Annotated in this window: 9 protein-coding genes and 2 tRNA genes; 2 read left to right on the top strand and 9 right to left on the bottom strand. The window is 58.3% G+C overall.

Annotation, left to right across the window (positions count from 1 at the left end):
- Positions 1-2: 2 nt before the first annotated feature.
- The 8 genes from Q6A51_RS21420 to rnr form a co-directional block, all read right to left on the bottom strand.
- A complete protein-coding gene (locus Q6A51_RS21420; RefSeq protein WP_201018185.1) occupies positions 3-2,312 on the bottom strand; it encodes a YgiQ family radical SAM protein in 2,310 nt (769 codons plus the stop codon).
- A 240-nt stretch (positions 2,313-2,552) separates the two neighbouring features.
- Entirely contained in the window at positions 2,553-3,947 is a 1,395-nt protein-coding gene (gene dnaB, locus Q6A51_RS21415) for a replicative DNA helicase (protein WP_200995018.1), read from the bottom strand.
- Positions 3,948-4,072: 125 nt separating this feature from the next.
- Positions 4,073-4,519, bottom strand: coding sequence for a 50S ribosomal protein L9 (gene rplI / locus Q6A51_RS21410; protein WP_025258306.1), 447 nt, complete (start codon positions 4,517-4,519; stop codon positions 4,073-4,075).
- 19 nt (positions 4,520-4,538) lie between these two features.
- The gene (locus Q6A51_RS21405; protein WP_304575679.1) at positions 4,539-5,429 is read right to left on the bottom strand and encodes a YybS family protein; all 891 of its coding nucleotides are present in this window, start codon (positions 5,427-5,429) and stop codon (positions 4,539-4,541) included.
- 37 nt (positions 5,430-5,466) lie between these two features.
- A complete protein-coding gene (gene rpsR / locus Q6A51_RS21400) occupies positions 5,467-5,697 on the bottom strand; it encodes a 30S ribosomal protein S18 (RefSeq protein ID WP_002551829.1) in 231 nt (76 codons plus the stop codon).
- A 28-nt stretch (positions 5,698-5,725) separates the two neighbouring features.
- Positions 5,726-6,151, bottom strand: a complete 426-nt coding sequence (gene rpsF / locus Q6A51_RS21395) for a 30S ribosomal protein S6 (RefSeq protein ID WP_002551828.1) — start codon at positions 6,149-6,151, stop codon at positions 5,726-5,728.
- 215 nt (positions 6,152-6,366) lie between these two features.
- Positions 6,367-7,128, bottom strand: a complete 762-nt coding sequence (rlmB, locus tag Q6A51_RS21390) for a 23S rRNA (guanosine(2251)-2'-O)-methyltransferase RlmB (protein WP_201001774.1) — start codon at positions 7,126-7,128, stop codon at positions 6,367-6,369.
- Positions 7,125-9,743: a ribonuclease R gene (gene rnr / locus Q6A51_RS21385; protein ID WP_304575678.1), complete on the bottom strand. Its 2,619-nt coding sequence runs from the start codon at positions 9,741-9,743 to the stop codon at positions 7,125-7,127. The genes rlmB and rnr overlap by 4 nt, the downstream gene beginning before the upstream one ends.
- Positions 9,744-9,968: 225 nt before the next feature.
- Here rnr and Q6A51_RS21380 point away from each other — a divergent pair.
- A tRNA-Leu gene (locus tag Q6A51_RS21380) sits at positions 9,969-10,055 on the top strand.
- A 165-nt stretch (positions 10,056-10,220) separates the two neighbouring features.
- Positions 10,221-10,307: transfer RNA gene (locus Q6A51_RS21375), tRNA-Leu, on the top strand.
- A gap of 118 nt (positions 10,308-10,425) precedes the next feature.
- On the opposite strand, the gene Q6A51_RS21370 is transcribed toward Q6A51_RS21375, so the two are convergent.
- Entirely contained in the window at positions 10,426-12,360 is a 1,935-nt protein-coding gene (locus tag Q6A51_RS21370) for a methyl-accepting chemotaxis protein (RefSeq protein ID WP_304575677.1), read from the bottom strand.
- Positions 12,361-12,397 lie beyond the last annotated feature (37 nt).

Genomic DNA, 12,397 nt, shown 5'->3' with positions numbered 1-12,397 from the left:
CGTTAGCGGGGAACCACTGGCTTGCGGGCTGGCTTCTTGCCCTTCCCGCCCTTGGCCGCTTCCATACGCTCCTTGGCGGCCTGCTTGTTGCGGGCCAGCGCGGCAGCCTTGGCTTCCTCACGCTTGTCCCAAGGCTTGCTGCCATCACTGCCACGTGGCGGCAGGCCAGTGTGCTGGGTCTGGATCAGGTTGGTCTTGGCAGCCTTGCCGACCTTGTGACTGCCAGCAGGCGTCGAGTTCTTGCGACGGGCGCTCTGGTAGCTGTCGGTCGCCGGTTGATGCAGCGGGATCAACTGATGCTTGCCTGGACCGATCAGGTCGGCACGCCCCATGCGCTCCAGTGCTTCACGCAGCATTGGCCAGCCCTTGGGGTCGTGATAGCGCAGGAACGCCTTGTGCAGACGACGCTGCGCCTCGCTCTTGACGATGGTGACGCCGTCGCTCTTGTACGTGACCTTGCGCAGCGGGTTCTTGCCCGAGTGATACATGGCAGTCGCCGAAGCCATTGGCGACGGATAGAACGCCTGCACCTGATCGGCACGGAAACCATTGCTCTTGAGCCACAACGCCAGGTTCATCATGTCTTCATCGGTGGTGCCCGGGTGGGCGGCGATGAAGTAAGGGATCAGGTACTGCTCCTTGCCTGCTTCCTTTGAGTACTTCTCGAACATGCGCTTGAATTTTTCATAGCTGCCGATGCCCGGTTTCATCATCTGGTTGAGCGGACCTTCCTCGGTGTGTTCCGGGGCGATCTTCAGGTAACCACCTACGTGGTGAGTCACCAGTTCCTTGACGTACTCCGGCGACTCGACCGCGAGGTCATAGCGCAGGCCGGAAGCGATGAGGATCTTCTTCACACCCGGCAAGGCACGGGCGCTGCGGTACAACTGGATCAACGCCGAATGGTCGGTGTTCAGGTTCGGGCAGATACCGGGGAAGACGCAGGACGGCTTGCGGCAGGCCGACTCGATTTCCGGGCTTTTGCAGGCAATGCGATACATGTTCGCGGTCGGGCCGCCCATATCGGAAATAACGCCGGTAAAACCTGGAACCTTGTCGCGAATTTCTTCGATTTCACGAATGATCGAGTCTTCGGAACGGTTCTGGATGATCCGGCCTTCGTGCTCGGTAATCGAGCAGAAGGTACAGCCACCGAAGCAGCCGCGCATGATGTTGACCGAAAAACGGATCATGTCGTAGGCCGGGATTTTCTCCTTGCCGTACGCCGGGTGCGGAACACGCGCATAAGGCATGCCGAACACGTAGTCCATTTCTTCGGTAGTCATCGGAATGGGCGGCGGGTTGAACCAGACATCGACCTCGCCATGCTTCTGTACCAGCGCACGGGCGTTGCCCGGGTTGGTTTCCAAGTGCAACACACGGTTGGCGTGGGCATACAGCACGGCGTCGTTACGTACTTTTTCGACCGAAGGCAGGCGAATGACCGTCTTGTCACGGGTCATTCGCGGGCTTGCCAGGATCTGCACGACCTTGGCTTCGTTCGGATCTTCTACCGGGCCTTTTTCCTGTTCGATGGCGCAGGCCTGGGTGTCTTGAGTGTTCACGTACGGGTTGATGATCTTGTCGATCTTGCCCGGACGGTCGATGCGCGTGGAGTCGACTTCGTACCAGCCCGCCGGAGTATCACGGCGAATGAAAGCCGTGCCGCGAACATCGGTGATGTCTTCGATCTTGTGGCCGTAGGACAGACGCTGAGCGACCTCGACAATCGCACGCTCGGCGTTGCCGTAGAGCAGGATATCGGCGCAGGCGTCGATCAGGATCGAGTTGCGAACCTTGTCCTGCCAGTAATCGTAATGCGCGATACGGCGCAGCGAGGCTTCGATACCGCCCAGCACGATCGGCACATGCTTGTAGGCTTCCTTGCAGCGCTGGCTGTAGACCAGACTCGCACGGTCAGGACGCTTGCCGGCCATACCGCCCGGTGTATAGGCGTCGTCGGAGCGGGTCTTCTTATCCGCGGTGTAGCGGTTGATCATCGAGTCCATGTTGCCAGCAGCGACACCGAAGAACAGGTTCGGCTCGCCGAGCTTCATGAAGTCGTCTTTGGACTGCCAGTCAGGCTGCGCGATGATCCCGACGCGAAAACCCTGCGATTCGAGCAGGCGGCCAATGATCGCCATGCCAAAAGACGGGTGATCCACATACGCATCGCCGGTGACGATGATGACGTCGCAGGAATCCCAGCCAAGCTGATCCATTTCTTCCCGGCTCATCGGCAGGAAAGGTGCAGGCCCGAAACATTCGGCCCAGTACTTGGGATAGTCAAATAACGGCTTGGCTGCTTGCATGTCAGGACCTACGTTTGCACGTTGGAAAAATCGCGGGCGCGGAATATAGCACAAAAAATGATCAAATCCGACGATAGTGGTCGGATTAGTTAAGGCACAAACAAAACTTGTGGGAGGCAGCTTGCTGGCGAAAAAGCCTCAAAACCGACAGATATTCTGCGTCTGTACACTGAAGTCGCCAGCAAGCTGCCTCCCACAAAGTGATTTATGACCTTAACTGATCGGCATTACACCTACACATCACTCGTCATCGAAGTTGTAACTGCCCGGCGCCAGGTTCTCGAAGCGGGTGTACTTGCCGATGAACGCCAGACGGGACGTACCGATAGGGCCGTTACGCTGCTTGCCGATAATGATCTCGGCGATACCCTTGTGTTCGGTTTCCGGGTGGTAAACCTCGTCACGGTACACGAACATGATGACGTCGGCGTCCTGCTCGATCGCTCCGGATTCACGCAAGTCGGAGTTGATCGGGCGCTTGTTGGGACGCTGCTCCAGAGAGCGGTTGAGCTGCGAGAGCGCGATGACCGGGCAGTTGAATTCCTTGGCCAGGGCTTTCAACGAGCGGGAAATCTCGGAAATCTCGTTGGTCCGGTTGTCACCGGCCGAGCCCGGAATCTGCATCAGCTGCAGGTAATCGATCATGATCATCGCGATGTCGCCGTGCTCGCGGGCAACACGACGGGTACGGGCACGCATCTCGGACGGGCTGATACCTGCCGTATCGTCGATGAACAGCTTGCGGTCATTGAGCAGGTTCACGGCCGATGTCAGACGCGGCCAGTCGTCGTCATCCAGCTGACCGGCCCGCACCTTGGTCTGGTCGATGCGGCCCAGCGAGGAAAGCATACGCATGATCAGCGATTCACCTGGCATCTCCAGCGAGTAGACCAGCACAACCTTGTCGCTGCGCAAAACCGCATTTTCCACCAGGTTCATGGCGAAGGTGGTCTTACCCATGGACGGACGACCCGCAACGATGATCAGGTCGGCCGGTTGCAGGCCGCTGGTCTTGTCGTCCAGATCGGTATAGCCCGTAGACAGGCCGGTAATCGCGTTATCGCTGTTGAACAGCGTGTCGATACGGTCGATGGCCTTGGTCAGCAGGTCATTGACCCCCACCGGCCCACCCGTCTTCGGACGCGCCTCGGCGATCTGGAAGATCTGCCGCTCAGCCTCGTCGAGAATCTCCTCGGCGGTACGGCCTTCAGGGTTGAACGCACTGTCGGCAATCTCGTTGCTGATGCCGATCAACTGGCGCAAGGTCGCCCGCTGACGAACGATCTGGGCATAAGCCTTGATGTTGGCGACCGATGGCGTGTTTTTCGCCAGCTCACTGAGATATGCCAGACCACCGACCTGGGATGTCTGGCCTTCCTTGTCCAGTTGCTCAGACAGGGTGACCACGTCAATCGGGCTGTTCTGATCGGCCAGCCGGGCAATGGCGCGAAAGATCAGGCGGTGGTCATGCCGATAGAAATCGCCATCGGAAACTTGATCGAGCACACGCTCCCAGGCGTTGTTGTCCAGCATCAAGCCACCGAGTACAGCCTGTTCGGCCTCGATGGAATGCGGAGGCACCTTGAGGGCAGCGGTTTGCAGATCGTATTGCTCGGGGGCGGAAATATCGTTCATGGCCACTTGAATTCGAGATTTACAGAATAGGGGCTAGCAGAAAGACAAAAGGCACGACCTGTAAAACAGGATCGTGCCCGATGTTAACCCTCTAACGGACTAGCCGCCAGACGATTGCGTACTGCTTAAGCTGCTACCACGACAACGCGAACGGTTGCTTCAACGTCGCTGTGCAGGTGCACGGCAACATCGTATTCACCGACGTTACGGATAGTGCCGTTCGGCAGACGAACTTCGCTTTTTGCAACTTCAACGCCAGAGGCGGTCAGTGCATCAGCGATGTCGTGAGTACCGATCGAACCGAACAGCTTGCCTTCGTCACCAGCGGTGGCAGTGATAGTCACTTCCAGCTCAGCCAGTTGGGCAGCGCGAGTTTCGGCAGAAGCCTTCTTCTCGGCAGCCAGTTTTTCCAGCTCTGCACGACGCTCTTCAAACGCAGCCAGGTTGGCAGCGGTTGCAGCGGTTGCTTTGCCGTATGGCAGCAGGTAGTTACGACCGTAGCCAGCCTTAACGTTTACTTTGTCGCCCAGGTTGCCCAGGTTCGCGACTTTTTCCAGAAGGATCAGTTGCATGTGAAAATCCTCTTAACTTTTAACCTTCACCGTTCGCGTTATCAGAGTCCTTCGACCCCAGACGACCGCGAAAATCAATCAGGCTGTCGACAATGGCCGTAACCACGAGCAACGGACCTATCAGCTGCATGAATGGCATCAGCGTGACGTACAACCCCACCAGCCAGAAACCGGCCAGTCTTTTTTGCGCCACCAGCCCGTGAATCAGGGCCAGCCCGGCGAAGACCAGCGGTACGCTGCATAACGGCAACAGAATCAGCATTTGTGTGCCGAAGGACGGCCCTACAAACATGACTACCAACAGCGACAACGCCAGTCCCTTGGGGATTCTGATCTGACGAAACTCACGACCAAAACCACCCGGGTTGTACAACAACGCTTGCCAATAGCGCCCAAGAATCAGGCACAACACACTGAAAATCTGAAACATCACCGCCATCGAACCGATAACGAGGGGTGCAGTCAGTGAAGCGAGGGACGCTCGCTGGTCAGCCGAGAGCTTCTCGTAGACCTCACCGAAAGCCTGGGGCAGAACTCTCTCGAACTCACGCGCCAGACTATCGACCATGGGACTGAATAACGTCCCGAGACTCACTGCACACAACACTCCGACTGCCACGCTGACCAGCAGCACGCGATTCCAGGAATGACCTGCGCGCAAAACCAGCGACAGGCCACAAGACCCCAGCAGCACCAGAAGGGCAGTGGGATCTTTCTGGAAGTACCAGCAAACCAATGCTGACAGCACTCCCACACCGACGACACCAATGGCGTCCGAACCGCGCCGCAGCAGCACAAGGCTAGCCGCAGCGGCACTCAACCAGAACAACAGCGGCAATGCCGCAGATCCGGCCACAACCAGCGTGGCCTGCACACGTCCCCGCATGATGAATTCAGCTAAGGCACGCATACATTCGATCCCTTACTACTTTGTCGACTGCCCGGTCTCAGCGGCCGTGGCTGTCGGTGTAGGCCAGCAGGGCCAGGAAGCGGGCGCGCTTGATAGCGGTGGCCAGCTGACGCTGATAACGTGCTTTGGTACCGGTGATACGGCTTGGAACGATTTTGCCGGTCTCGGATACGTAAGCTTTCAGAGTGTTGAGATCTTTGTAATCGATCTCTTTCACGTCTTCAGCGGTGAAGCGGCAGAATTTACGACGACGGAAGAAACGTGCCATGTAATAGGCTCCTCAAAAGGTCCGTGGATTACTCGTCAGCGTTATCGCTAACGTCGCTGTTGTCACCGTCATCGCCATCGGCGCTGTCGGAGTGCTCAGGACGGTCACGACGCTCACGGCGCTCACTGCGGTTCTCTTCAGCCTTGAGCATCTCGGACTGGCCAGTTACGGCTTCGTCGCGACGGATGACCAGGTTACGGATCACAGCATCGTTGTAACGGAAGTTGTCTTCCAGCTCGGCCAGGGCCTTGCCAGTACACTCAACGTTCAGCATCACGTAGTGAGCCTTGTGAACATTGTTGATTGCGTAGGCCAGTTGACGACGACCCCAATCTTCCAGACGGTGGATTTTGCCGCCGTCTTCTTCGATCAGCTTGGTGTAACGCTCAACCATGCCGCCGACTTGCTCGCTTTGATCCGGGTGGACCAAAAAGATAATTTCGTAATGACGCATGAATGCTCCTTACGGGTTGTAGCCTGCCGCCAAAGCGGTCAGACAAGGAGTGAATGACACTGTTAGTCTTGCTCAGGGACAGACACGAAAGCGCCTGCCGTGACAGCAAGGGGCGCAATTGTAGAGAAGGGGGAAAGAAGCTGCAAGGGAAAGAAGCAGCTTCAAGCGGCAAGCCATAAGCTGCAAGCCGCACTCCGACAGCTTGCAGCTAACGCCTACTTCCGCGTGGCGGCCGCTTTGACGCTGCGTTGACGCATCGCTTCGAACAGACAGACGCCGGTCGCGACTGAAACGTTCAGGCTGCTGACGCTACCAGCCATCGGCAGGCGCACCAGATAATCGCAGTGTTCGCGGGTCAGGCGGCGCATGCCTTTGCCTTCGGCACCCATGATCAGGATGGTCGGACCGGTGAGATCCTGCTGATACAGTTCCTGTTCGGCTTCGCCAGCAGTGCCGACAACCCACAGACCACGCTGCTGGAGTTTTTCCAGGCTGCGGGCCAAGTTGGTCACGGCAACCAGCGGAATGACTTCCGCCGCGCCGCACGCCACTTTACGCACCGCAGGCGTCAAGGTCGCCGACTTGTCCTTGGGCACAATCACCGCCAGCGCGCCAGCCGCATCGGCGGTGCGCAGGCACGCGCCGAGGTTATGCGGATCGGTAACACCGTCCAGTACCAGAATCAGCGGCGCACCTTCGGTACGATCCAGAAGCTCATCGAGCATTGCCTCGCCCCAGACCTGACTCGGACTGACATCGGCAACCACACCCTGATGCACACCCTCGACCCAGGCGTCCATTTCGCGACGCTCGGCCTGCCCGATGGTGACGCGGTTCTGACCAGCCAGCTCGACAAGAACCTGCACACGCGGATCATTCCGGCCTTCAGCCAGCCAGATATGCTTGACCCGCTTTGGATGGTGACGCAGCAACGCTTCTACGGCATGCACGCCGTAGATTTTTTCCAACTGACTCATGACTTGGCCTTGGGTTTACGCGCCCCGCTACTTTTCGCGGCTGGAGCAGAACCCGACTTGGACGGGCCCTTACGATGTTTACTGGGTTTCGACGTAGCAGTTCCAGGCTTGCCGGATTTACCCGACGAGGCCTTGCCACCGGTCTTTGCCTGCTCCAGAAGAGCCTTTTTCATTTCCCGACTTTTGCGCACTTCAGCGTTTTTCGCTGCGGCATCACTGGGACGATAGGCTTCGGATACCGCTTCCTTGGCCGAAGAACCACGACGCCCGGCCGGCTTGGCCGAAACGGACTTGTCCTTCTCGGCAGCAGGTGCCGGTGCCGTTTCCTGACCGCGACGCTTGCGACCGACAGGCGCACTGGCAGTCTTCTCGGACATCTCGAAGTCGATCTTGCGCTCATCCAGATCGACGCGCATGACACGCACTTCGACCGTATCGCCCAAGCGGAAGCTGCGACCGCTACGCTCACCCGCAAGGCGGTGATGCACAGGATCGAAATGATAGTAATCGTCCGGCAAGGCCGTAACGTGTACCAGACCTTCGACGTAGATATCGGTCAACTCGACGAACAGGCCAAAGCCGGTCACAGCGGTAATCACACCCGGGAACGACTCGCCTACGCGATCCTTCATGAACTCGCACTTGAGCCAGTTGACCACGTCGCGCGTGGCCTCGTCGGCACGGCGCTCGCTCATCGAGCACTGCTCGCCCAACTGCTCCAGCGTGGCTTCGTCGTAAGGATAGATGCGCGCCTTCGGAATCGTGGCAGCACCTGCACGACGGACGTGCGGCGTATCCTGTTTCGAGCGGATCACGCTGCGGATAGCGCGGTGCGTGAGCAGGTCGGGATAGCGACGAATCGGCGAAGTGAAGTGTGTATACGCTTCGTAATTCAGACCGAAGTGGCCGTTATTGTCAGAGCTGTAGACCGCCTGACTCAACGAACGCAGCATCACGGTCTGGATCAGGTGGTAATCCGGGCGATCACGCACGGTTTCGAGCAACGCCTGGTAATCCTTCGGCGTAGGCCCTTCCTTGCCCTTGTGCAGCGACAAGCCCAGCTCGCCCAGGAAAGCGCGCAGCTTTTCCAGACGCTCTGGCGGCGGACCATCATGAACACGATAGAGCGCAGGTATTTCGTGTTTTTTCAGGAACTCGGCCGTAGCCACGTTCGCAGCCAGCATGCACTCTTCGATCAGCTTGTGGGCATCGTTGCGAGTGGTCGGACGAATTTCGGCGATCTTGCGCTCGGAGCCGAAAATGATCCGGGTTTCCTGAGTCTCGAAATCGATTGCACCACGCACATGACGCGCGCCCAGCAACACCTTGTACAAGGCGTAAAGCTGCTTGAGATGCGGAACCACGTCGGCGTATTCGCCACGCAGGGCCTTGGCATCGCTCGTTTTCGGCTGCTCCAGTATCGTGCTGACCTTGTTGTAGGTCAGGCGCGCATGGGAGTGGATCACCGCCTCGTAGAACACGTAGTCGGTCATCTCGCCGGTCTTGGAGATGGTCATCTCGCAGACCATGGCCAGACGATCAACAAGCGGGTTCAGCGAGCACAAGCCGTTGGAAAGCTGCTCAGGCAACATCGGCACCACGCGCTCGGGGAAATACACCGAGTTGCCGCGCACCTGGGATTCGGCATCCAGCGCCGAGCCGATCTTCACGTAGCTCGATACGTCGGCAATCGCCACGTATAGCTTCCAGCCACCCGAGAACAGGCGCAGCTTGCCAGGCTTGGCTTCACAGTAAACGGCATCGTCGAAGTCACGAGCATCTTCGCCGTCGATGGTCACGAATGGCAGGTGACGCAGATCGACGCGGTTTTCCTTGTCCTTTTCTTCGACTTCCGGCTTGAGCTTCGCCGCTTCCTTTAGCACGGCCTCAGGCCAGACATGAGGAATGTCGTAGGTGCGCAGCGCGACATCGATTTCCATGCCGGGCGCCATGTAATTGCCCACCACTTCAACCACATCGCCCTGCGGCTGGAAGCGCGGCGTCGGCCAGTGGGTGATTTTCACCTCGACGAACTGGCCAATCTTCGCGTTGTTGTTGCGCCCAGGCGTCACCAGCACTTCCTGCTGGATCTTCGGGTTGTCCGGAATGACGAAGCCGATGCCACTTTCTTCGAAGTAGCGACCCACGATGGTTTCATGGGCACGGGAGATGACTTCGACAATGACGCCTTCACGGCGACCGCGGCGGTCAAGCCCCGAAACACGTGCCAGAGCACGATCACCGTCGAACACCAGACGCATTTGCGCCGGGCTCATGAACAGATCGTCGGAGCCATCGTCAGGGACCAGGAAACCGAAACCGTCACGGTGCCCGGTGATACGACCCAGGATCAGGTCCAGCTTGTCCACCGGTGCGTAGGTTCCACGACGGGTGTAGATCAATTGAGCGTCACGCTCCATCGCCCGCAGACGACGACGCAAGGCCTCGAATTGATCCTCTGTGGACAGGCCGAACTCTTCGACCAGTTGCTCGCGACTGGCCGGCGAACCGCGCTCGGCAAGGTGCTGCAGAATCAGCTCACGGCTGGGAATAGGGTTTTCGTATTTTTCCGCTTCACGAGCGGCCTCGGGATCGAGGGACTGCCAATCGGCCATTAGAGAGTTTTCACCTTGTCTATATGTGGGTTAGTTTGGCATACACCTATTGAAACGGGAAATTTCAGACTCACGCTGCCCACTAAAAAAACCTCTGGATAGCGCGCAGAACCGTACTGGACACCGCTTGCGAAATTTTCCAATTATTTTTGGCAACAGGGGTTTACAGCTCAAAAGACGCTCCGTATAGTGCGCGCCATCGACAGGCAAACGCCTCTAGATGCTGCCCAGATGGTGAAATTGGTAGACACGCCAGCTTCAGGTGCTGGTGACCGCAAGGTCGTGGAAGTTCGAGTCTTCTTCTGGGCACCAATTCAGAGCTGCAGATTACAGCAATCTTCAGACTCCCACAAAAACCCGCGAAAGCGGGTTTTTGCATTTCAGGGTTTTGATTATTAAAACCAAAACAGGGGTTTACAGATCGAAACGCTCTCCGTATAGTGCGCCCCATCAACGGCGTGCAACGCTGCTGATGCTGCCCAGATGGTGAAATTGGTAGACACGCCAGCTTCAGGTGCTGGTGACCGCAAGGTCGTGGAAGTTCGAGTCTTCTTCTGGGCACCAATTCAAACAAAACCGAGCCTTGTGCTCGGTTTTGTGCTTTCCGGGGTTTGGAATTTTGAAGGTTCGCGAATGAATTCGCTCCTACAGGGCCGGCAGGAGCGGATTCATTCGCGAAAGGTCAGGCCCTGAACTGCCCCAGACTCGCCTTCAACTGCGCAGCCAGCCCGTTGAGCACCTTGCCGCTGGCCGTAGTCTCGACCACCGCCTTGGCAGCCCGCTCGGCCTGGGCATGAATCACCTCAACACGCCCCCGCACAGCCTGAGCACCCTGCGCCTGATGCTCGGCCGCCTTGGTAGCCAGACCGATTGCGGCATGCACCTGCTCGACCGACTCCTGCACCGTCTGCTGCAGCTTCGCACTGTCGCGCAGAACCGCCAGCCCTTCCTTGGCCTGACGCCCGGCAAGACCAATGGCAGCCACCGCCTCCTTGGCACCACGCTGCAAGGCTCCGATATGCTCCTGGATATCTCCGGTAGAGCTTTGTGTCTTGCTGGCCAGCGCGCGCACCTCATCTGCAACCACCGCAAAACCACGCCCCGTCTCACCCGCTCGCGCCGCCTCGATGGCCGCGTTCAAGGCCAGCAGGTTGGTCTGCTCGGCAATCCCATGAATGACTTCAAGCACGACTTCGATCTGCTCGCTTTGCTGCGCCAGTCGCTCGATCACTTGAGAACCTGTCTCCACCTGCCCCGCCAGCGCCTCGATCAACCCTCCCACCTGATTCGAGGTACGAGTGTTTTCGTTGGTCGCCTGCTTGATGTCGACCACCTGCCGCAAGGCCGCCTGCATGGCATGACTTTCCGACTGCGCCTCATCAGCCATCTGCTCAAGCGCCTTCAAGCTGGCAGCCACTTCATCGCGCTGCAATTCGGCAGCCGCATCAGCGCCGGCATTACGCTGGCTCATCACACCGATCTCAACACCGGTACGCTGTGCAACATCACCCGCCTCACGAACGATGGGCTGCAACTTGTCGATGAAGCGGTTGACCGCCGCCGACATATCGCCAATCTCGTCATTGCTGTCGAGCCTGACGCGCTTGGTCAAATCGCCCTCACCCGCCGCCAGATCATTCAGGGCAGCAATCAGCAGGTGCAGCTTGCTGACCACTCGACGCCCAAGCACAACGGCCAATAACAGCAGCACACCCAACCCGACCAGCGCCAGGCCAAGCCCGATCCTCCAGCGCAACTCTTGCGCAGCACCCTGAACGGCCAGGCTGGTATTGCTGGTCATCGCCGTCGCCGCTGCCTGAGCAGACTGCAAGCGAGTGCGCAATGCAGCAGAGCTGTCCTTCGATGCGCTCGCCAGACTGTCGGAAACCAGTTGCTCGCCATTAGTGATAAGAGACGAGAAGCGCTTGTCCAGGGCAGCCAGGTTTTCCTCGACCGCCGCCGTGGAAACGCCCATGCGCACCTTGCCGATCTCCACACCATTAGGGCTGATAGGCGCCTCGATGTAGTAAACCGACGGATCGTTTTTCGCAGCATTCAGAACCTTGTCCATGGCCCGCTCGCCTTCACCCTTGGCAAGCAACGCCTTGATCAAGACATTGTCACGGTTCAGGTAGCGAGTCAGGTGCTCACCCGCAGCATCGTCATAAACGACAAACAGCACATTGGGATTGCGCTGAGCACGACGGGCGAATTCGGACAATGTTGGCGTGTCGTTATCCCACATGGCCCGTGGCGCCACCGCCGCCAGCAACTCGGCCATATCGGTAGCCGAATCCTTGAGGCTCTTTTCCAGAGTGGCGCGCAATTGCCCCTGCTCGTCCTTGAGGCGCGTGGATAAACCGGCACTCAAGCGCTGACGGGTACTTGCTGAGAGCGCATCGAGGCTCGATGTCACCTCGCTACTCGCCCGCTCCAGCTCGGAGGACAAATGTTGCGAATCTACCCCCAACCTGCTGGCAAGATCCGCCTCAAGAGCCGTAACGGTGCTCCGGGTAAGAGCAACTGCAACCAACACCTGCACCAAAAGAGCAATGCCAAGCGCGATGAAAACCGGACGCAGCAAGCGGCTGCGTAAAAGAGAGAGCACAGCTGACACAGGAGAATCCCTCCACCATGGGTGCCATTAAAATAAT

Origin of the sequence: Pseudomonas serbiensis (assembly GCF_030580745.1) — a bacterium.
In the GTDB taxonomy this organism is placed as follows: domain Bacteria; phylum Pseudomonadota; class Gammaproteobacteria; order Pseudomonadales; family Pseudomonadaceae; genus Aquipseudomonas; species Aquipseudomonas serbiensis.
The sequence above is the reverse complement of the archived record's forward strand: the minus strand, read 5'-3'. Positions and strand labels throughout refer to the sequence as shown.